The 19,822-nt window shown below is 67.5% G+C and carries 15 protein-coding genes and 1 riboswitch; of the genes, 8 read left to right on the top strand and 7 right to left on the bottom strand.

From position 1 onward, the window contains the following. Positions 1-1,367, top strand: a 1,367-nt coding sequence (locus I55_RS25365; protein WP_148293950.1) for a calcium-binding protein, incomplete at its 5' end; no start/stop codon positions are given. A 59-nt stretch (positions 1,368-1,426) separates the two neighbouring features. Here the strand turns inward: I55_RS25365 and I55_RS25360 are convergent. The 3 genes from I55_RS25360 to I55_RS25350 form a co-directional block, all read right to left on the bottom strand. Continuing rightward, positions 1,427-3,115 (bottom strand): methyl-accepting chemotaxis protein, encoded by a 1,689-nt coding sequence (locus I55_RS25360; RefSeq protein WP_044563504.1) that lies wholly within the window; start codon positions 3,113-3,115, stop codon positions 1,427-1,429. A 59-nt stretch (positions 3,116-3,174) separates the two neighbouring features. Further along, the gene (locus tag I55_RS25355; protein WP_044563503.1) at positions 3,175-4,203 is read right to left on the bottom strand and encodes a sulfotransferase family protein; all 1,029 of its coding nucleotides are present in this window, start codon (positions 4,201-4,203) and stop codon (positions 3,175-3,177) included. 345 nt (positions 4,204-4,548) lie between these two features. Then, a complete protein-coding gene (locus I55_RS25350) occupies positions 4,549-6,660 on the bottom strand; it encodes a multicopper oxidase family protein (RefSeq protein WP_252181311.1) in 2,112 nt (703 codons plus the stop codon). A 260-nt stretch (positions 6,661-6,920) separates the two neighbouring features. On the opposite strand from I55_RS25350, the gene I55_RS25345 reads away from it, so the two are divergent. Beyond that, entirely contained in the window at positions 6,921-7,931 is a 1,011-nt protein-coding gene (locus I55_RS25345) for an adenosine deaminase (protein ID WP_044563501.1), read from the top strand. 8 nt (positions 7,932-7,939) lie between these two features. Here I55_RS25345 and I55_RS25340 read toward each other — a convergent pair whose 3' ends face one another. Beyond that, positions 7,940-8,515, bottom strand: coding sequence for a manganese efflux pump MntP family protein (locus tag I55_RS25340; RefSeq protein WP_044563500.1), 576 nt, complete (start codon positions 8,513-8,515; stop codon positions 7,940-7,942). Positions 8,516-8,617: 102 nt separating this feature from the next. Then, a riboswitch (yybP-ykoY riboswitch) is annotated at positions 8,618-8,740 on the bottom strand. A gap of 279 nt (positions 8,741-9,019) precedes the next feature. Here I55_RS25340 and I55_RS25335 point away from each other — a divergent pair. Together I55_RS25335 and I55_RS25330 are read left to right on the top strand one after the other, a co-directional pair. After that, positions 9,020-11,344: an exo-alpha-sialidase gene (locus I55_RS25335; protein WP_252181310.1), complete on the top strand. Its 2,325-nt coding sequence runs from the start codon at positions 9,020-9,022 to the stop codon at positions 11,342-11,344. 229 nt (positions 11,345-11,573) lie between these two features. After that, a complete protein-coding gene (locus I55_RS25330) occupies positions 11,574-14,510 on the top strand; it encodes a DUF748 domain-containing protein (protein WP_044563499.1) in 2,937 nt (978 codons plus the stop codon). Here the strand turns inward: I55_RS25330 and I55_RS25325 are convergent. Then, a complete protein-coding gene (locus I55_RS25325; RefSeq protein ID WP_044563506.1) occupies positions 14,507-15,184 on the bottom strand; it encodes a Fe2+-dependent dioxygenase in 678 nt (225 codons plus the stop codon). The genes I55_RS25330 and I55_RS25325 overlap by 4 nt on opposite strands. Positions 15,185-15,437: 253 nt before the next feature. Here I55_RS25325 and I55_RS25320 point away from each other — a divergent pair, with 253 nt between their 5' ends. Further along, positions 15,438-15,767: a hypothetical protein gene (locus I55_RS25320; protein WP_148293949.1), complete on the top strand. Its 330-nt coding sequence runs from the start codon at positions 15,438-15,440 to the stop codon at positions 15,765-15,767. Here I55_RS25320 and I55_RS25315 read toward each other — a convergent pair. Further along, positions 15,733-17,253 carry a HAMP domain-containing sensor histidine kinase gene (locus I55_RS25315; RefSeq protein WP_049974483.1) on the bottom strand — a complete coding sequence of 507 codons (1,521 nt, stop codon included), beginning with the start codon at positions 17,251-17,253 and terminating at the stop codon, positions 15,733-15,735. The two genes, I55_RS25320 and I55_RS25315, sit on opposite strands and share 35 nt — an antisense overlap. Continuing rightward, positions 17,240-17,965, bottom strand: a complete 726-nt coding sequence (locus I55_RS25310; RefSeq protein WP_044563497.1) for a response regulator transcription factor — start codon at positions 17,963-17,965, stop codon at positions 17,240-17,242. The genes I55_RS25315 and I55_RS25310 overlap by 14 nt, the downstream gene beginning before the upstream one ends. 548 nt (positions 17,966-18,513) lie before the next feature. Between I55_RS25310 and I55_RS25305 the strand changes: the two genes are divergently transcribed. The 3 genes from I55_RS25305 to I55_RS25295 form a co-directional block, all read left to right on the top strand. After that, a complete protein-coding gene (locus tag I55_RS25305) occupies positions 18,514-18,918 on the top strand; it encodes a hypothetical protein (RefSeq protein ID WP_148293948.1) in 405 nt (134 codons plus the stop codon). 4 nt (positions 18,919-18,922) lie between these two features. Continuing rightward, a complete protein-coding gene (locus I55_RS25300) occupies positions 18,923-19,159 on the top strand; it encodes a hypothetical protein (RefSeq protein ID WP_044563495.1) in 237 nt (78 codons plus the stop codon). Between the two features lie 370 nt (positions 19,160-19,529). Beyond that, the coding region (locus I55_RS25295; RefSeq protein ID WP_044563494.1) for a hypothetical protein at positions 19,530-19,822 on the top strand (293 nt) is incomplete at its 3' end.

The following is a 19,822-nucleotide window of genomic DNA, read 5'->3' as shown; positions in this document are numbered from 1 at the left end:
ACACGCTGGGCGCCGATGTGAAGACCCTGACCTACACCGGGTCTGGCGCTTTCACCGGCGCGGGCAACGCGCTGGCCAACACGATCACCGGCGGTTCCGGCAATGACCTGCTGGATGGCGGTGCCGGGGCCGACACGCTAATCGGCGGTGCCGGCAATGACACCTACATCGTGGATGACGCCGGCGATGTGGTGACGGAGACGGCGGGCGCCGGGACGGACGAGGTTCGCACGACGCTGTCCAGCTACACGCTGGGCGCTGATGTTGAGACCCTGACCTACACCGGGTCTGGCGCCTTCACCGGCACGGGCAACGCCCTGGCCAACACCATCACCGGCGGTGCCGGCAATGACCTGCTGGATGGCGGTGCCGGGGCCGACACGCTAATCGGCGGTGCCGGCAATGACACCTACATCGTGGATGACGCTGGCGATGTGGTGACGGAGACGGCGGGCGCCGGGACGGACGAGGTTCGCACGACGCTGTCCAGCTACACGCTGGGCGCCGATGTTGAGACCCTGACCTACACCGGGTCTGGCGCCTTCACCGGCACGGGCAACGCCCTGGCCAACACCATCACCGGCGGTGCCGGCAATGACCTGCTGGACGGCGGTTCTGGGGCTGACACGCTGATCGGTGGTAGCGGCAACGACACCTACATCGTGGACGATGCCGGCGACGTGGTGACGGAGACGGCGGGCGCCGGCACGGACGAGGTCCGCACGACGCTGTCCAGCTACACGCTGGGTGGCAATGTGGAGACCCTGACCTACACCGGCACGGGGGCCTTTACGGGCACGGGCAACGATCTGGCCAACGTTCTCACCGGTGGTGCTGGTGATGACGTGCTGGACGGCGGTGCCGGGTCCGACACGCTCATCGGCGGTGCGGGCAATGACATCTACATCGTAGATAACGCCGGCGATGTGGTGACGGAGGCGGCTGGCGCCGGGACGGACGAGGTCCGCACGACGCTGTCCAGCTACACGCTGGGCGCGAACGTGGAGACCCTGACCTACACCGGCACGGGCGCCTTCACCGGCACCGGCAATGACCTGGATAACGTCATCACGGGTGGCTCAGGTGATGACACCTTCGCTGGTGGGTTGGGGAATGACACCTATATCTTCGGTCAGAACAGCGGGTCCGATCTCATCACCGATGGGGCTGGGGCCAATGTCCTGGCGTTCTCGTCCGATGTCGATCCGGCCAGCATAGTCTTCCAGCAGTCGGGCAGCGACCTGATCCTGTCGGTAACGACCGGCACCACGGTGGTGACCTATGCCGGCTATTACAACGACCCCAGTGTCATCGGGTCCATTCACGTGGGCGGCACGGTGCTGACCCCACCCTTCTCCCAAAGCTGAGGCTGGTAAAAAAACGGCGCCCCGTCTCCGAGGCGCCGTCCTTCCCCCTTCCCCCATGCTCAGATCGCGCGCAGGCGGGCGAAGAAGCCGGTGATTTCGGCGTTCAGGCCGTCGGCGTCCTGGCGCAGGGCTTCGGAGGCCGCGTGCAGGGCGTTGGCGGACTGGCTGGTCTGTTCGGCGGCGCCGGCCACGCCCACGATGTTGGTGGACACCTGCTGGGTGCCGGTGGCCGCCTGGTTGATGTTGCGGGCGATTTCCGAGGTGGTGGCGCCCTGCTGTTCCATGGCCGAGGCGATGGCGGTGGCTATCGCCTTCATGTCGCCCACCACGTGGGCGATGTCGGCGATGGCGTCCACGGCGCGGGTGGTCTCCTGCTGGATGCCGGTGATGTAGCCCTGGATTTCGTCCGTGGCCTTGGTCGTCTGGCTGGCCAGGGTCTTCACCTCGCTGGCCACCACGGCGAAGCCCTTGCCCGCCTCCCCCGCCCGCGCCGCCTCGATGGTGGCGTTCAGCGCCAGCAGGTTGGTCTGGCTGGCGATGTCCTGGATCACCTGGATGATGTTGCCGATGCTCTGCGCCGCGTCGGCCAGGCCCCGCATGGTGACGCCCGTCCGCTCGGCCTGGGCCACCGCGCGCTGGGCGATGTCGGTGGAACGGCTGACCTGGATGTTGACCTCGCCCACCGCTGCGGCCAGTTCCTCCGCCGCGCTGGCGATCATCTGCACGTTGCCGCTGGTTTCGGAGGAGGCGTGGTTGGCCATGTCCACCATGCCCCGGCTCTGCGTCGCCATGTCGGCCAGGCCGGAGGAATGGTTGCGCACCTCTTCCGACGCTTCCACCACGTTGCCCAGCACGGCGGCGGTGCGCCGCTGGAAGTCGGCCAGCGATGCCTCCACCGCCTCCTGCCGGCGCAGCTTCTCCTGCTGCTCGGCCAGTTGGGCCTGGGTCAGCTCCGCATTGCGCAGGCCGTTGCGCTTGAACACCTCCAGCGCGCGGGCCAAGCGGCCGATCTCATGGCCCTGGTCCAGCAGCGGGATGTCCACCGACAGGTCGCCGTCGGCCAGGCGCCCCATGCGCTCCGTCATCAGCGTCAGCGGCTTGGCGATGCTGCGCGCCAGCAAATAGGCCACCAGGCCGCCGGCCACCACCACCAAGGCGGTCAACAACAGCATATCAGTCAATATATCATGATATATTGTGTCGATGTCGTCGATGTAGATGCCGGTGCCCAGCGCCCACTGCCACGGCTCAAAGCCCAGGCTGTAGGTCATCTTGGGGAAGTTCTGGGCGGGGCCACCCTGGTTGCCCGGCCGGGGGTAGGTATAGGTGAAGAAGTCGCCGCCCCTCCTGGCCGCCTCGATGCCCAGGCGCACGGTCTCGACCCCGTCGGCGGTCTTGAAGTCCATGCGGTTCTTGCCCTCGAACTCCTTCTTGACGTGGACGATGGTCAGGCCGTCGTACTGGTTGACGTAGACATACTCGCCATTGCCGAAGCGCAGCTTGCGGATGTCGTCCTGGGCGCCCTTCTGCGCCTGGGCGTGCGTCAGCTCACCCGACTGCTCACGGTCGTACCAATTCTGCGCCACCCCCCGGGTGACCATCAGGATCTGCTTCAGCTCCTCCTTGCGGTCGTTCATCAAGGTGCCGCGCAGGGCCGACAGGCCGAAGCCGACGGCCAGGCCCAGGGCCACCACCAGCACCGGCACGAACAGCAGCAGGCGGTGGGAAATCTTCAGTTTGCTCAGCATGGTCGAACCACTCCGGCGATAGAAGGGGCGCCCCCGCAGGGGCTGGCGGGAAAGGAGGCTCAGGCGACAGCAGTGGCCACGCGGGGGCCATCGTCGCGGAACAGCCCCCGTGGCAGGTCCAGGTCGCGGGCGCAGGCGGCGGCGCTGCGGGCATACACCTCATCCACGCCATGGCGGCGCAGCAGATCCAGGTCGGCGTCGGTCACCGTCCCGCAGTCGCGATCCTGATAGGCGTAGCAGTCGATACCGCCCGCCTGGTGATGCAGGCCAGGGGCTGCATACGCCTCCGGCTCCACCGGGAACAGGATGCGCGACTGGCTATCGTCCAGGCTGTCCATCCGCTGCCAGCCAGTGACCGTCTCCGGCGTGAAATAGTCGGACAGGCCCAGCCGCCCGAACAAGGCCGCGGACGACAGCACCGGCTGGCGCGCCGCCTCATGGACGTAGTGGGTGACGGCCACCCCCTGGCGACGGGCGTAGTTCTCCACCCGGACGGTGTTCAGGGTCGCGATGACGAAGTTCTCCAGCAACTGGTCCCGGGCGATCCGGTGCGACCACTTGCGCAGCCAGGAAGCCAGCGCGTGCACCGGATCGCGGTCCAGCATCACCAGATGCAGGCGGCTGGCGGGATAACCGGCCTCGATCAGCATCTGCAGGGGGATGTACAGGCATTCGGCCGTCAGGTAGGGGCCGGCCACGTCCTTGCAGAAGATGTGCGGCGACCGGTCGGACAGGGGGATGGCCCAGGGGCCGGGGCTGTCGGCGGCCAGCACGTGGCGCATGACCGCCTTGGTCGGCTGGTAATAAGAGGGGAGGCCGGCCACGCCGAACAGGTTGGCCATGGCGGTTGACCCCACACGGGCCCGGCCCCAGGCGCACGTCAGGTGGGGGAAGTCCCGCTCCGACCGCCCGCGGAAGCCGGCCGCCAGATGGGCGGCCACCTGGCTGGTCAGTCCCGCCAGATGGAACTCCCGCACTTGGTAACGGCCATCGGAGGACAGGCAGATCGTGTCCAGGGAAGGGTCATCCGCTTCCACTAGTTCCGCGAGCTTTTCTAAATCGATGATTTGCTTGTAGAAAGCGACCATTCAGTCCCCCGTCCAGGATAGGGGCCCCGTGATGTCTGAAGCGCCGGTCAGCACCCAAAGTCACCGCCCTAACCCAAAGCATAGGGATAGGAGTCTTAAGACAGTATTAATAGGCAGAAACACCTATAAATCTACTACTATCGGAACTAAAATTAACCGTAAACGCATTTATGTTGAGATTTATATTTATTTATTTTGAGTGATTACCACCGTAGGCGCAAGGTTGAATTCAAAAGAATTTCCGATGTGGCGGGCCTGCGTTAACCAAATTCTGATCGGCCGTCCGAGATAAAAAGAAACGGCCCCAGCCAGGGGCTGGGGCCGCTGTCCAAGCGAGGCTGGGCGTCAGTGGTGGGCGTGGGCCAGGCCGCCGGCGCCGTCGCTGATGCCGATCTCCACGTTCTGCATCATGCCTTGGTCCTCATGGTCCAGGATGTGGCAGTGCAGGACGAATTCGCCGATGTACCGTTCATACCGGGTGCGGACGATCAGGCGGTAATAGTGCACTGGCGGATTGGGGTCGGCCTTGAAGCCCGGCGGCGCGAAGGCGCTGAGGTTGGTCTTGACCCACAGCGTGTCCTTCCAGGCGCCCTTCAGGCCGGCGAACTGATTGTCGCCGTCGTCGTCCACCGCGCCAGGCAGGCTGACGTCGCGGCCCTTCTCGTTATAGACGGCGACGATCTGGAAGGGGTTCACATGGATGTGGAAAGGGTGGCTGACGCTGTAGGACCGCAGTTCCCACTGCTGCGCGGTGCCCAGCACCAGTTTGCGGTTCACCACCTTGGGGTCATAGGGCGCGGTCCCTTTGGGCACCCAGTTGGTGCCGTCGTACTGCACCATCTCCAGACTGTTGGCCACGGTGAACTTGGTGGTGGTCAGGCCGGTATAGGGCTGCTTGCTGGGGTCGTCGGGCACGCCCGGGCCCAGGTAGAACACCATGTCCTCCTCCGGCACGCCCTTCACCTCATCGTCCGTGATGGTGGGGTGGGGGACGAAGCGGGTCAACTTCATGCCGCCCGGGGCCGTCAGGTCGGCGATGACCTGCGCGCGGACGTCGGCCGGCATGGTGCGCTGGGCCGAGGCCACCAGCGTGTCCACCAGGGTCTTGGTCGGGTTCGCGGTGGGCGTGCCGCCGCGCACCGTCACCACGCCCAGCATGCTGCGCGGCGTGGCGGAACGGCTGACCGTGGCGGCGGCGTCCTTGGCCGCCTCGGTCACGCAGTAATTGCCGGCCTCCGGAAAGACCACCAGCAGGTCATAGCGATAGCCCGGCTGCAGGGTGGTGGAGGTGTTGGTCAAGGTGTTGCCCATGGTCAGGCCATCGGCCGCAACCACCTGGTAGGGCACCGCCGGACCGGTGCACACCGTGTCCAGGAACTGGTTCATGCCGGCCTTGGTGGGGCGGGCCGCCGCCTGGGTGGTGTCGGCCATCTTGTGGAACTCCACGCTGATGGTCTCGCGCACGCCGGCATGGATCAGGCGCCAGCGCTCCACGGTGCCAGCCTGCGCGTCGGTGAAGGTCGGCATCACCACGCCGTTGATGCTGGTCCAGCGGCCCGACTTTGCCCAACTACCGGGGCCGAACTCATCGCTTGTGGGGGGCGGCCTTTTGTCAGGCGGGTTCTGAACCGCGTCATACGTTTCGATAATGCCGGTCTGGTTGGCCTTGCAGGTCCAGGTCGGTTGGTTGTTATTGTCCAGGCAGTAATATTGGATCTGCTGGAACACCAAGGTCCGCTCCTTGAAGGGCTGACCGTTGGGCCCAATCAGCAGGGTATCCAGATCGCCGTTGATCTCGGGCGTGGGCTTGCGGTCGCCGCGGATGATCAGCGCGCCGGCCATGCCGCTGGCCACCTGCAACGCGGTCGATCCATGGTTGTGCGGATGGTACCAGAAGGTGCCGGCGGGGTGGTCCGCCGGGATGTTGTACTCATATTGGAAGCTGACGCCGGGGTTGATCGATATCAGCACGTTGTCGCTGTTGCCCGTCGGACTGACCCACAGGCCATGCGAATGCAGGTTGGTGTGGTTGAAGCAATGCGGCGTGTTCACGTTCGGGGACGCGCAGTTCTCTTCCTTGGGCAGGTCGTTGTGCAGGGTGATGCGCACGGTGTCGCCCGGCGTCACGTCAATTTCCGGCGCGACATAGGGCGTGCCCGGCGAGACGCCGGTGCCGACATAGCTGCGCAGGTACAGGCGCTGAAAGCGCTGCTCACCGGGGTCATACAGGGACCCCTCACTATATTTGATGTGCAGGTCGAAAGCCCGCTCCTTGCCGGCGTGCGCTTGCGGCGTCGTCGCCAAGCTGATGGCCGACTGCGCCTTGGGCAGGCCGGGCACGGTGGCCGACCCTTGCGCCGGCGCCGTCTGCGGCAGGGTCGGCGGATTGGCGAAAACGCTCTGCGCCGCCGCTGGCTGGGCGGCCCCCAGGACCAGCAGGCCCAGGGCGGCGGCCATGCCGGCGCCTGGGCGATGCCCATGTGATGGTTGTCGTTGCATGCTCACCCCTCTTCGCGGCCCTGTGCCGCCTGTGGTTGATTTATTGGGGCGCAATCTAGCAGATACGTCGTGGCGGTCCACCCGTTAAACGAGTGTATTGTGTATATATGCCCTCGACAGATGTAATCGGCCGGTTAACGGCTTTGCCGAAAGGCTGTTCCCCAGGCCGAAACCGGGGCTAAACTGGTGGGCATCCGAGGATCCGGAAGGGGTGCCCCATGACCGAACAGCTGTCCGATTTCATCCGTCGCCTGCCCAAGGCGGAGTTGCACCTGCACATCGAGGGCAGCCTGGAACCGGAACAGATGTTCGACTTCGCCCGCCGCAACGGCGTGGTCCTGCCTTTCAGGACGGTGGAGGAGGTGCGGGCGGCCTACGCCTTCACCAAGCTGCAGGACTTCCTGGACATCTACTACCAGGGCGCCCAGGTGCTGCGCACGGAAGAGGACTTCCGCGACCTGGCGCTGGCCTATTTCCGCCGGCTGGCGGCCGATGGCGGCGTGCACGCCGAGATCTTCTTCGATCCCCAGACCCACACCGACCGGGGCATTCCCTTCGCGGTGGTGGCCGACGGCCTGCTGGCCGGCATGGCGGCGGCGCGGGACCAATTCGGCATCACGTCGCGGCTGATCCTGTGCTTCCTGCGCCACCTGGACGAGGACGCGGCCTTCGCCACCCTGGCGGCGGCGGAGCCCTATCTGGATCGTATCACCGGCGTGGGCCTGGATTCGTCCGAGGTCGGCAACCCGCCCGCCAAGTTCGCCCGCGTGTTCCGGGCGGCGCGCGACCGGGGGCTGAGGCTGGTGGCGCATGCGGGGGAGGAGGGGCCGCCCGACTACGTCTGGCAGGCGCTGGACCTGCTGGGCGTGGACCGGCTGGACCACGGCAACCGCGCGCTGGAGGACGCGGCCCTGACCGGCCGCCTGGTGGCGGAGGGCATGACACTAACGGTCTGCCCCCTGTCCAACCTGAAGCTTTGCGTGGTGCCCAGCCTGGAGGCCCATCCCCTGCGGCGCATGCTGGACCTGGGGGTGCGAGCCACCGTCAATGCCGACGACCCGGCCTATTTCGGCGGCTATCTGCTGGACAACTACCTGCGCGCCGCCACGGCCCTGGACCTGTCCCGGGCGCAGCTGATCCAGCTGGCCCGCAACAGCATCACCGGGTCCTTCCTGGATGCGGGCGCCCAGGCGACCCACCTGACCAGGTTGGACGCCATTTCGATCTAACCGCTGGATCAGCCGCCAAAACCACCCAGGGTGTGGTCATACAGCACCTTGGCGCCGATGACGATCAGGCCCAGGCCACCCACGACCTCCGCCCAGCGGCCCAGCACCGGGCCGGCCGCCCGGCCCAGCATCACGCCGCTGAAGGCCATGGCGAAGGTCACCAGCCCGATCAGGGCGATGGTGGTGGGCACGTCCACGTTCATATAACCCAGGGTGATGCCCACGGCGGTGGCGTCGATGCTGGTGGCGATGGCGGTCATGGCCAGGGCCAGGGGCGAATGCCGCTCGGCCTTGGGCTTGTCCTTCCCATCGTCCCTCAGCGCCAGCCAGGACATGCGGCCGCCCACGACCAGCAGCAGGCCGAAGGCGATCCAGTGGTCATAGGCCTCGATATAGCGGGCGAAGGACAGGCCCAGCGCCCAGCCCAGGATGGGTGCGGCCAGTTCGAACAGGCCGAAATAGGCGCCAACCCGCGCGGCCTCGCGCATGCCGGGGCGGTTCAGGCTGGCGCCCTTGCCCAGCGAGGCGGCGAACGCGTCCATGGACAGGCTGAACGCCAGGGCGAAGGACGTGGTGATGGGCATGGAGGAACCTCGGGAAGATAGCGACAGGCCAGGCAAGCGACAGCAGCGATGCGCACCCGGCCCGGCCAGGTCGGATGCTGCATGCCACTGGTCTCGCCAACGATCCGCTTGCGGAAAACGGATCGGTCGCTCGCGCCATGGGCCTCCGGTGTACCGGTAAGCCCAAGTATGTTGACGCGGCGCCCGCTCAGGAAAGGCGGGCGGCTACTCCCCAATGATGGGCGGTGGATACCGGGGAAACGGTTGTCGTGTCAAGTACACAGCCGCGCTCGCGGTAACTCCATCGGCGGGACGATTTCTGCGCCTGCGACGTTTCGTGCTCGTCGGCCGGCGGCGGCCAGGGGTTGATGTTACCGGTAACTTCGGCAACAGTGGGCCCGAAAACGATTACAAAAATGGGTTGGGAACGCTGTCATGCTGACATGCTCTGTGAACAGGCGGGGTCCCTCCGCCCGCCGCCTGCTGGCCGCTACGGCCGTGGCCTTGGCATTGGCCGGATGCCAGATGGATAAGGGGCCCCCCGCCGCCGTTGCCGCCGCGCCAGCGCGGACAGGCCCCGCGTTGTCGGGTCCGGTGTTGGTGGGACAGGCACCTTATCAGTGGAAGAACGTGCAGATCGTGGGCGGCGGTTTCGTCGACGGCATCATCTTCCATCCCACCGTGCCGGGCCTGCGCTACGCCCGCACCGACATGGGTGGCGCCTACCGTTGGGATGAGGCAACCCGGCGCTGGGTGCCCCTGCTGGATTGGGTGTCCTATGCCGACACCAACCTGATGGGGGTGGAAAGCATCGCGGTGGACCGGCACAACCCCGACCGCGTCTACATGGCGCTGGGCACCTACACCAACCCGCTGGCGCCCACCGGTGCCATCGTGCGCTCCGACGACCGGGGGCGGACCTTCCGCCGGGTCGACGTGCCCATCAGGTTCGGGGGCAATGAGAATGGCCGCGGTAATGGCGAACGCCTGGCCGTGGACCCCAACGACCCCGATACCCTCTACCTCGGCACCCGCCATGACGGGCTGTGGGTCAGCCATGACGGGGCCGCCACCTGGAGCCGCGTGGCGGACTTCCCCGACGTGACGGAGGATCCGTCGACGGAAAGCACCGCCGGCGTGCCGCCCTGGGCCCGCGGCGGCGCCGGCCTGGTGTTCGTGATCTTCGATCCCGCCAGCGGGGCGCCGGGAGGGAAGGGCAGCCGCACGCTCTATGTCGGCGCCTCCCTCAAGGGCCGCGACAACCTGTTCCGCAGCACCGACGGCGGCCGGACATGGGCCCCGGTGCCGGGCCAGCCCACCGCCAACCGGCCCACCCGTGCCGCGCTGGCGGCGGACGGCGCGCTCTATCTTTCCTACGGCAGCAGCCCCGGCCCCACCCGCATGACCGATGGCGCCGTGTGGAAGCTGGACACCCACACGGGCAAGTGGACCGACATCACCCCGGAAAGGCCGGACGCCGCCAAGGGCCGGGCCTTCGGCTACGCCGCCGTGGCGGTGGACGCGCACGACCCCAAGGTGGTGATCGCCAGCTCCTTCGACCGCCACCGCCGGCCGGGCGCCAACCCCGGCGTGGGCGAGGACATCTTCCGCAGCCGGGATGGCGGCCGGACTTGGCGCACCGTGTTCGGCGGCCCCAAGGGTGATGGAAAGAACGGCGGCGTCTATGACTACAGCCTGGCGCCCTATGTGAAGCCCACGCCCATCCACTGGCTGTTCGACATCGAGATCGACCCCGCCAACCCCGACCATGCAATGTTCACCACCGGCTATGGCGGGTGGGAGACGTTCGATCTCACCGCCGTGGACAGGGGTCAGCCCAGCCACTGGCAGGTGATGAGCACGGGGATCGAGGAAACGGTGGCCATGGCCTTCAACAGCCCCACCCAAGGCGCGCCGCTGATCTCCGCCATCGGCGACTACGGTGGCTTCGTGCACTGGGACCTGGACAGGCCGGCGCCGGAGGGGGCGGCCTCCACCCCGCTGTTCGGCAATACCGACAGTGTGGTGTCGGCCCCCCTGAACCCGGGCGTTGTGGTGCGCGTGGGCATCCACGACGAACGCTACCCCGCCCCCAACATCGGCTATTCCCTGGATGGCGGTCATAGCTGGCGGCCGGCGGAGATGCCGGTGCCGGAGGCCAAGCGCGGCAAGGTCGCCGTCTCATCCGATGGCGCCACCTGGGTGTGGACGCCGCAGGGGGCGAAGGAGGGGCTGGTGTCCGGCGCCTACGTCACCACCGATTATGGCGCCACCTGGACATCGGCGCGGGGATTGCCGGACGGGGTGCGGGTGATCGGCGACACCGTCGATTCCGACACCTTTTACGCGCTGTCGCTGTTCGACGGGAAACTGTACGTCAGCACCGACCGGGCGGCCCACTTCCAGGCGCTGCCCTTCATCCTGCCCAATGGCCTGCCCACGCCGGCGGCCGTGCGCAACGGCCGGGGCGACCCGCGCGGCGGCCAGGACGCGCTGTACGCCACGCCGGGCACGAAGGGCGACCTGTGGATCGCCGCCTTCGATGGCCTCTACCATGGCACGGCCGCAGGCGGCGGCTTCACCCGGATGCCGGGCGTGGAGGAACTGCATGCCTTCGGCTTCGGCAAAGCGGCGCCGGGGGCGGGCACGCCGGCGCTCTATCTGGTGGGCACCATCGACCGGCAGCGGGGTATCTTCCGTTCCGACGATGGCGGCCGGCGCTGGCTGCGCATCAATGACGACCAGCACCAGTGGGGCCTGATCCTGCAGGTGACGGGCGATCCCAAGCGGTACGGCCGCGTTTACGTCGGCACGCATGGACGAGGCATCGTCTATGGTGATCCGCAATAAAGGAAATATCATCTAATCCAAAGGGTTGGTGCCTTCCGGGCAGGTCCGGAGGCACCGAATCCCCATATCGTTCGCATCATTGCCATTATAGGATGGGGGCCACGCCGCAGGACCCCATCCCATGCCGAACACCCCTTCCGCCCCGCCGCCTTCCGGTCCCCCGCCCCGCCGGCGGGCATGGTGGCGGCGGGCCGGGCCCGCCCTTGGCCGGCGGATGGGCACGCCCCGGATGTGGATCAGCATCCGGCGCAAGCGCTTCTGGGCCGTCGCCCTGCTGCTGCTGTACACGCTGGGGGGCTTCTTCGCGGCGCCGCCGCTGCTGCGGCGGGAGATCGTGGCCCAGGGTCAGCGGGCCCTGCAGCGGCCGGTCAGCCTGGACCAGGTGCGCGTCAACCCCTTCGCCCTCAGCGTCGACCTCGGCGGTTTCCGCCTGGATGAGGCGGACGGGTCGCCGCTGCTGGGCTTCGACCGGCTGTATGTCCGCATGGCGCCCAGCGGCCTGCTGCACTGGGCCTGGGGCATAGCGGACATCCGGCTGGAGGGCCTGAAGGGCACCGTCATCCGTTATGGCGAGACTGACACCAACATCGGACGCCTGATCCAGGCCGCCGCCCAATCGGAAGACGCGCGCCCGGAGAGAGTGGAGGACCGGGGGCTGCCCCGTCTGCTGATCCACCACCTGGCCGTCGTCGATGCGGCGGCGGACGTGACCGACCAGGTGCCCGGCACGCCATTCAAGACCAGGATCGGTCCGGTGAGCGTGGAGTTCAACGACCTCAGCACCTTGCCGGAACGGCAGGGTCAACAGCACATCCAGGTGGGGCTGGAGGGGGGCGCCGCCCTGGAATGGACCGGCACGTCCGGCCTGAACCCCATCGTGTCGGCCGGACACGTGGCGGCGCGCGGACCCTACATGCCGCTACTGGCCCGCTATTTTGGTGATGTCTTCAAGGTCGCTGTGCCGACAGGCACCGTAACCGCCGACCTGGACTATCGGGTCAGCCGGCGGGCTGATGGCGCCTACGCTCTGGGGATCGATCATGTCAGTCTGGCGGTGCGCGACCTCGCGGTGCATGAGGCGGGGGCGGCGGCGCCCTTCCTGACCGTGCCGGACCTGCGCCTGGCCGGCGGCCGCCTGGCCTGGCCGGAGAGGACGGCCGGCGCCGAGACGCTGACCGTGGACGGGCTGGCCGTGGCCTTGCGCCGGCAGGCCGATGGCCGCATCGGCCCCATGCCCTGGCTGGCGGATCAGCCGGCGGCGACCGCCCCGGCGCAGGCCGCGCCGCCTCCCGGCCAGGGGCCCGCCTGGTCCGCCACGCTGGGCAAGGTGGTGGTGCGCAAGGCCAAGGTGACGGTGGATGACCAGGCGCTGCATGAACCGGCCAGGATGGAGCTGACTCCCGTCGACCTGACCCTGGACAGCCTGTCCAGCCAGGCGGGGGCCGCGTTCCCCTTCACCTTGGCCGCCGCGCTGACCGCCGGTGGTCAGGTGTCGGCGCAGGGCCGGGTGTCCGTGCTTCCGGCGGTGCAGGCGGACGCCACGGTGACGGTGGCCGGCCTGCGCCTGGCCGCCGCCCAGCCCTATGTGCGGGAATGGGCGCGCGTGGACGTGAACGACGGTCGGTTGGACGCGGAAAGCGAGCTGTCGTTCAAGACCACTGATGGCCTCACCATCGCGGGCAAGGGCGAGGTGCGGGCGCTGGCGGTGACGGAGCAGGGGGGCGACACGCCCGTCGTTTCCTGGGAAAACCTGGCCATCGACCGCTATGAGTACAGCCAATCGGCCAACGCGTTGCGCATCTCCCAGGTCACGGTGGCCTCACCCTACCTGCGCCTGCAGGTGGCGGCCAACCAGACCACCAATTTCAATCACCTGATGGTGGCGCGGGACAAGGTGGCGGCCCCTACGCCCATTCCGGCCACGTCACCTCCCGCTGCCACCCCGGCGGTCAGCGTGGGCCGGGTGCTGGTGGCCGGCGGCAAGGCCGACTATGGCGACGCCTCCCTGCCGCTGCCGTTCTCGGCGCATATCACCAACCTGCAGGGGGAGGTGTCGGCCCTGACCTCCGGCGTGTCGTCGCCGGCGCGGCTGGCTCTGCGCGGCCAGGTGGGCGATTTCGGCCAGGTGACCATCGATGGCCGGCTGGTACCCTTCGATCCGGGCCGCAACACCAACGTGACGATGATGTTCCGCAACGTCGAATTCCCCGACCTGTCGCCCTACACGGTGAAATTCGCCGGCCGGCGGATCGCCCGGGGGCGGCTGGACGTGGACCTGCGCTACACGGTCGACGGCGGCAAGCTGAACGGCGCCAACCGCGTCGTCATCCGCGACATCAAGCTGGGCGACCGGGTGGACGTGCCCGGCGCCCTGGACCTGCCGCTGGACCTGGCCATCGCCCTGCTGAAGGATGAGGAGGGGCGGATCAACGTGGAGCTGCCGGTCAGCGGCGACATCCATGACCCGCGCTTCGATGTCGGCAGCGTCATCCGCGCCGCCGCCGCCGACCTGCTGACCAACCTGGTCACCGCCCCGTTCCGCGCGCTGGCCGCTCTGTTCGATGGCGCGGATGCCGACCAGCTGGACCATATCGACTTCGCCCCCGGCCGCGCCGACCTGGAACCGCCGGAGCGGGAGAAGATCCAGCACCTGGCCCAGGCGCTGGCCGCCCGGCCCCAACTGGCCCTGGTGGTGCCGGGTGTCATGGCGCCTGCCGTGGACCGCCCGCAGATGCAGGTCGACGCGTTGGACGCGCGCATGACCCGCGACCTGGCCGGGCACTACACGATCGAGGATCAGCGCCACTACCTGGAAGGCCTGTTCGGTCAGCGCTTGGGCGGGGATCAGCTGGCGCCGCTGCGCCAGTCCTTCACCCAGGCGCCAGCCGGTCCGCAGGCGCCCGGCAAGGCACCGCCGCCCCCCGTGGTGGATGAGGCGGGCTACGTGGCGGCGCTGCGTGACCGGCTGGCGGGGACGGAGACGGTGGACGACGCCACCCTGGCCGGCTTGGCGCGGGCCCGGGCGGCGGCGGTGGCGGCCGCGCTCCGCCACCAGCAGCCCACCCTGGCGGCCGGGCGGATCGCCCTGCGCGACGCCACGACGGCGCGGGCGGACGCGGATGGGCGGATCCCCCTGAAGCTGGAGGCCGCCAGCGCGGGCGATTAGACCTCCGTCCACTCCCGCATCAGATTAGCGTAGATGCGGGCCAGGGCGTCGAACTGGGCGCTCTTGCCCTCCAGCGCGTGCAGATGGCCGCGGACCTGGCCCAGCTCGTACAGCATGGAGCGGTGTTCCGGCCGGCGGATCATGCTTTGCACCCAGCCCACCGCCGCCATGCGGCTGCCCCGGGTCACCGTGGCCACGCGGTGGATGGCGCCTGAGGGGTAGGCCAGCAGGGTGCCCGCCGCTGGCTTGAACGCCTGCTCATGTCCGCCCTGGTCGATCACCAGCTCGCCCCCGTCGTAGGAGGCGGGGTCGCACAGGAACAGGGTGAAGGAGATGTCGGCGCGGACGGGCCCCCGGTCCGGCGTATGGATGACCGGCATGTCGTTGTGCGCGCCGTATTCCATGCCCACGTCATAGCGGTTGAAGGCCAGGGGCGCCATCAGCATGGGGAACAGCGCGCGGCGGAATTCCTCGCACCGCTCGATGCCGCGCACCACCAGGCGGAAGGCGGCGTCGTAGCCCGGCATGCCGGCCTGCAGCTGCAGGTTCCGCTTCACCTGGCGGATCTGCTCCCCCGCCGTGGCGGCGCCATCGGCGAAGGGCGTGCCGCGCAGGCCCACCAGCAGCTGGCCGATCTCCGGCTCCGACAGGACGTTGGGAAAAAGGGTGATCATGGGCCCGGCCATCCCCCGCGTTCGCGTTCTTGTGGCCGGCCACCTTGCCCGTTGGGGGTGGGACTGGCAACGGGGGATGGTGACGCGGGGCCTTCGGGCGGGGCCTTCGGATTGACCACGCCAGGCGGGCGGCGCATGTTGGCCTTGTTAACCGACCCTTGAACCGAGGCCTCCCCATGCGGAAGGTTCAGTCGCACAGCATGAAGGTCACAATACCGGTGACCTGGATGCCCGACGTTTCCAGGGTGGACTGATGGCCGACGTCAATCTCTACCAGATCGATGCGAACGGCATGGACCTGCATCGCCAGGTCGCCTGGCTGATGATCCTTGCTCCATTCGTGGCGGGCGTGGGGTTTTGGGGCCGTTATGGGCGCCGGGCTCTTTGGGGCGTGCTTGCCATCATTCTGCTGGCGCCCGCCGGTGCCGTGCTGGCTTTGGGCGGCTGGCGGTCCTTGGATGCCGGCTTTGTGACCGAGGTCATGCTGCCCCTGACCCTGGTTTTCGGCCTGCCGTCCGCGGCGTCGGGAATCTTGGTCGCCGCCTTGCTCAGATGGTGGCGCTCGCGGGCCCCAGCGTCTTAGCTGCCTCCTCGGCCACCAGTTCCACCACGCAGCCGGGGGCGTTGTCACCAATGCGGGGTGACAGGCCGTGCAGGCGGGCGATGGCGGCCACCAGGCTGAGGCCCAGGCCGGTGCCTTCCAGGTGGCGGGTGCGGTCGGAGCGGTAGAAGCGGGAGAAGACCAGGTCGCGCTCATGCGGGGCGATGCCGGGGCCGCTGTCGGCCACGCGGATGACGGTGGCGCCGTCGCCCTCGCGCGGGGTCAGCGTCAGGCTGACACGGCCGCCGGGGGGCGTGAACTTCAGCGCGTTGTCCACCAGGTTGCCCACGGCCTCCATCAGCAGGTCGCGATCGGCGAACAGGGGCGGCACCGGTGACACCGTGACCGTGAAGGCGATGTCCTTGGCTTCGGCGACGGGCTGATACAGCTCCTCGAGCAACAGGATGACCTCCGCCGGGTCCATGGTGGCGAAACCCAGGCGGCGCTTGCTGTTCTCCAGTTCACGGATGCGCAGCAGGGCGGTGATGATGGCCAGGGCCTGGTCCAGTCCGCCGATGGCCTTGCCCACCGTCTCGCGCGTTTCCTCGGGCGCCATGTCGCCCTTCTGGGTGCGTTCCAGGCGGGCCCGCACCCGGGTCAGGGGGGTGCGCAGATCGTGGGCGATCTCATCGCCCGTGGCCTTGATCTCCCCCATCAGGCGCTCGGTCTCATCCAGGATGCCGTTGAACAGGATGGACAGGCGGTCCAGTTCGTCCTGCGGGCCGGTGCCCGGGATCGGCAGGCGTTCCTGCAGATGCCCGCTCATGATGCGTTCCGCCGCGCGATGGACGGCTTTCAGGCGCTGTTGCGTGCGCCAGGCCAGGAAGACCCCGGCGGCCAGCGCCAGGCCCATGGCCGGGATTGCGCCCATGGTCAGGGCGTGCACCACCACCTCCCGCAGGATGACCATGTACTGGCCATTGCGGCCGATGACCAGGATGTTGCCGTTGGGGATGCGCAGGGCCGCCAGGCGCACGTCGATGGCCCCCATGGCGGGCAGGTCGGTGCGGGTGGCGCGCACGACGTGCACCTTGCCGTCGACCGGCAGGTCGGGCGGCGCCTCCTCCAGGTTGCCGGCGATGCGGTGGCCGTCCGGCGCGAACAGGGCGGCATAGCCCACGCGATGGAAATCGCCCGTCACGTGGGTGTTGATCAGGGCCAGGATGGCGTCCTGGTCCTCATTCGCCAGGGTCCGCGCGTCCTCGGTGATCAGGGCGTCGATGCGGTTGGTTTCGAACACCGTCGCCCGCCAATAGATGAAGGCGAACAGCAGCAGGGACGATCCGGCGAAAAAGCAGGCGAACACCATGGCCAGCCGGAAGCTGGTGGTGCGCGCGATCTCGTGCCAGCGATCATGGGACGGGCCCGCCGGGCCCCGCCCGCCAGCCGCCCACGCCCCGAGGCGCGCAAGCCAGGCCACCGGATTGCGGCGCCCGGCGCTGGAAGACACGGCGCTACTGAGGCTCACGAAGGACGAACCCCACGTTGCGGATGTTGTAGATCATGGGGAAGTCGCCGGGCGCGTCCACCTTGCGCCGCAGCTTGCCGATATGCACGTCCACCAGGTTGGTCTGGGGTGAGAAGCGGTAGTTCCAGACATCTTCCAGCAACATGGCGCGGGTGATGACCTGGGCCGGATGGCGCATCAGGTATTCCAGCAGCTTGAACTCGCGCGGCAGCAGTTCCACCGGCCGGCCGTCGCGGCTGGCCTCGCGGCTGATCAGGTCCAGCTCCAGCGGGCCCACGCGCAGGCGGGTGGTGCGCACCTCCGCCGGGCGGCGCAGCAGCGCCTCCACCCGGGCGGACAGTTCCGACAGCACGAAGGGCTTGGTCAGGTAATCGTCGCCGCCGGCCTTCAGGCCGCGCACGCGCTCATCCACATCGTTCAGGGCGCTGAGGAACAGCACCGGCACCCGCACCTCCTCCGCCCGCAGCTGGCCGATGACGGACAGGCCGTCCAGTTCGGGCAGCATGCGGTCCAGGATCAGCAGGTCGAACCGTCCCTCGCGGGCGCGGTCCAGCCCCAGCCGGCCGTTGTCGGCGTGGCTGATCATGTAGCCGCGGTCGGACAGGTCGCGGATGATCTCTTCGGCGGTTTCCTTGTCATCCTCGATCAGCAGGATGTGGGCTTTGGAGGTCACCGGGGGCCACCCTTGTTCGTCGAACGTCTCGATGTCCATCCGCCTGATCCGTCGTCATCCATTGCGCCAGGGAAGCCCAGGCCCGAGGCCTGGGCTGAACCCTGACCATCCGCCCAGCGGCAGGCCATGGCAACCACCAAACCAGCGGATGGGGCATTACCGCGATGGCGGGGATAAGGATGTCGGCGGCCTTCTGACGGGGACGCTGCCGCCGCAACCATCCGTCCATTTGATCAAAGGGGCCAATTAAAATGCCGACCATGTTTCTAAAAAAAATTATAATTTAGTGTTCCTGGCTACCGTGGTACGCCCTCACCCTATAAGGGTCTGGTGTGGGGCATGATATCAAGAGATATCATGATATCGAGATGTTACCGCGATTCTCTGTGAGCATCGATTCCTTCACCTGATTTTTTATCACTTGCTGTTCTGTCAAATTTTGCGCGGAATTGGTTTTGTGAAGGGATATATGGGCGGGCATGTGGGTAAATTTGGTTTTAATAAATAAACTAAGCTTTAGTTGTGACGCGACTCGGCGTCGATAACATGAAGCCCATCAGTCATTCATTTGACGGTTGGAGTAAAATATGAAGAATCTACTGAAGAGTCCAAAAGTTCAGCAAGCCGGACTGGCCTTGTTGGTCTGGGGCGGGGTGGCGGTCGGCGCCCACGCCGCCACGGTGCCGGCGACGCAGTTGGACACCGTGAAGCGCGTCTGCCGCGACACCATGGGCCTGGCTGCCCCCAACACCGACTATGTCGCCTGTGTGGATAGCCTGACGGGTTCATTGGCGGAGGCCGCCACCAACCGGTCGGAAGCCGCCGCCAACCTGGCTGGCCAGTCGGCCTGCGGCCAGAAGGGTCTGCAGCCGGATACGCCGGACTACGCCATGTGCGTCCTGAACTATCGCGACAAGGTGCTGGGCAAGGCCACCCACGTCGCCGCCTATCACTCGACCCAGAACCCGATCGACATCACCGGGGGGAACTGAACCCATGAGCCGCACCGTCATCAGCCCCCGCCTGGCCGCCCTGCTGGCCGCCGCCACCCTGGTCGCCGGCATCGGCGGCAGCCTGGCCGCCTGCGCCGGCCCGTCCTTCGCGACCCAGCGCCTGGCGCAGGAGAACCGGGCCTGCGCCGAGGTGGGGTTCACCCCCGGCACGGGGGAGCACGCCCGCTGCGTCGATAACCTCGATGCCGCCATGACCCAGACCATGCTGCCCATCAACTAAGGCTTCCCCGCTTACGGCGGATCCCCCCGTCCCGCTTGTCCCGCGGATCCGTCGGAGGGTCCAGGCGGCTCCCGCAAGGCCGCCTGGACCCATGAGGGCCCGCCCGGCGCCGGTTCGCTTCCCCCAACAGGAGCCGGCGCTGGGCGGGTTTCAATGGAAAGTAATATAGCAATATATGATGATATTCATGGGAGATAATGAGGTCGGTGGCGCTGCATGTGCTGTGCGAATTTCTAAATTCGAATTTAGATACATGAAATATCATTTAGTCGACTGCCACATTTCTTCAATCGACAACTGCTTTAAAGGGCCAGCGCGCCTGCCGGGGGCGCGAATAAGAAGCCAATTCACTTGATGGGAGTGGACAGTAATGTCTATTGGAACGCGGCACGGGGCCCAGAACCCGCCGCATCAGATCCGAAAGGGCGGCACCGTCCTGCGCGCCGCCCTCATGACCTCGGCCTGCGTCGCCCTTATGGGGCTGACGGCCACGGCCAAGGCGGAAGGCACCGCCACGACGAAGCATAAGAAAGCCACCGCTACCGCCGCCACGCCGACGCAGATCGTGGCGACCCAGGCGCAGATCGATGCCCTGAACAAGCAGATCCAGGCGCTGCAGTCGCAGCTGCAGGCGCTGGCGACGCCGCAGGACACCAACGCCAA

Source organism: Azospirillum sp. B4 (assembly GCF_000333275.1).
In the GTDB taxonomy this organism is placed as follows: Bacteria; Pseudomonadota; Alphaproteobacteria; order Azospirillales; family Azospirillaceae; genus Nitrospirillum.
This window is presented reverse-complemented; position numbering and strand designations above follow the sequence as displayed.

Excerpts from the sequence above, each read along its gene's own strand:
- I55_RS25360 (WP_044563504.1), bottom strand. The coding sequence starts at position 3,115 with ATGCTGAGCAAACTGAAGATTTCCCACCGCCTGCTGCTGTTCGTGCCG.
- I55_RS25355 (WP_044563503.1), bottom strand. The coding sequence starts at position 4,203 with ATGGTCGCTTTCTACAAGCAAATCATCGATTTAGAAAAGCTCGCGGAA.
- I55_RS25350 (WP_252181311.1), bottom strand. The coding sequence starts at position 6,660 with ATGGCCGCCGCCCTGGGCCTGCTGGTCCTGGGGGCCGCCCAGCCAGCG.
- I55_RS25345 (WP_044563501.1), top strand. The coding sequence starts at position 6,921 with ATGACCGAACAGCTGTCCGATTTCATCCGTCGCCTGCCCAAGGCGGAG.
- I55_RS25340 (WP_044563500.1), bottom strand. The coding sequence starts at position 8,515 with ATGCCCATCACCACGTCCTTCGCCCTGGCGTTCAGCCTGTCCATGGAC.
- I55_RS25335 (WP_252181310.1), top strand. The coding sequence starts at position 9,020 with ATGGATAAGGGGCCCCCCGCCGCCGTTGCCGCCGCGCCAGCGCGGACA.
- I55_RS25330 (WP_044563499.1), top strand. The coding sequence starts at position 11,574 with ATGTGGATCAGCATCCGGCGCAAGCGCTTCTGGGCCGTCGCCCTGCTG.
- I55_RS25325 (WP_044563506.1), bottom strand. The coding sequence starts at position 15,184 with ATGATCACCCTTTTTCCCAACGTCCTGTCGGAGCCGGAGATCGGCCAG.
- I55_RS25320 (WP_148293949.1), top strand. The coding sequence starts at position 15,438 with ATGGCCGACGTCAATCTCTACCAGATCGATGCGAACGGCATGGACCTG.
- I55_RS25310 (WP_044563497.1), bottom strand. The coding sequence starts at position 17,965 with ATGGACATCGAGACGTTCGACGAACAAGGGTGGCCCCCGGTGACCTCC.
- I55_RS25305 (WP_148293948.1), top strand. The coding sequence starts at position 18,514 with ATGAAGAATCTACTGAAGAGTCCAAAAGTTCAGCAAGCCGGACTGGCC.
- I55_RS25300 (WP_044563495.1), top strand. The coding sequence starts at position 18,923 with ATGAGCCGCACCGTCATCAGCCCCCGCCTGGCCGCCCTGCTGGCCGCC.